Source organism: Mesorhizobium sp. M2E.F.Ca.ET.219.01.1.1 (genome assembly GCF_004016445.2).
In the GTDB taxonomy this organism is placed as follows: domain Bacteria; phylum Pseudomonadota; class Alphaproteobacteria; order Rhizobiales; family Rhizobiaceae; genus Mesorhizobium.
In genome coordinates this window covers 1-314 of record NZ_SADT02000187.1, presented here as the reverse complement: position 1 = coordinate 314, position 314 = coordinate 1, and the positions used below count along the sequence as shown (strand labels likewise).

The 314-nt window shown below is 64.3% G+C and carries 1 protein-coding gene and 1 pseudogene; one reads left to right on the top strand and one right to left on the bottom strand.

Annotated features, from left to right (window positions below; genetic code table 11):
• A partial coding sequence (locus EN862_RS35460; RefSeq protein ID WP_281035875.1) for a chemotaxis protein CheB occupies positions 1 to 187 on the bottom strand: 187 nt, incomplete at its 3' end.
• A 7-nt stretch (positions 188 to 194) separates the two neighbouring features.
• On the opposite strand from EN862_RS35460, the pseudogene EN862_RS35455 reads away from it, so the two are divergent.
• Positions 195 to 302 (top strand): annotated as a pseudogene (locus EN862_RS35455) (BA14K family protein); the annotation flags it as partial.
• Positions 303 to 314 lie beyond the last annotated feature (12 nt).

Here is a 314-nt window from a genome sequence, read left to right as displayed (position 1 = left end):
CGGCAGCACTGCCCGGCATTTCCGGATACGCCGCATCGTCGGGATCCTGGACAATCGAAATGCCGCCGCGGCGCTTTATTTCCCCGAGTCCCAGCGATCCGTCATTCAGATAGCCGGTCAGGACCACGCCGATGGCATTTGCGCCATAGGCCTCGGCCACGCTACGAAACAAGGGTTCGGCCGTCACGACGGGGCTTTCCGCCGACCATGTCGATTCCTGCTTCAGTCGCTATCGCTCCTACCGGCCCGACGACAACAGCTACCAGCCCTATTCCGGCGGACCCAGGCGCCAGTGCGAGTAGCGCCGGTGCCGG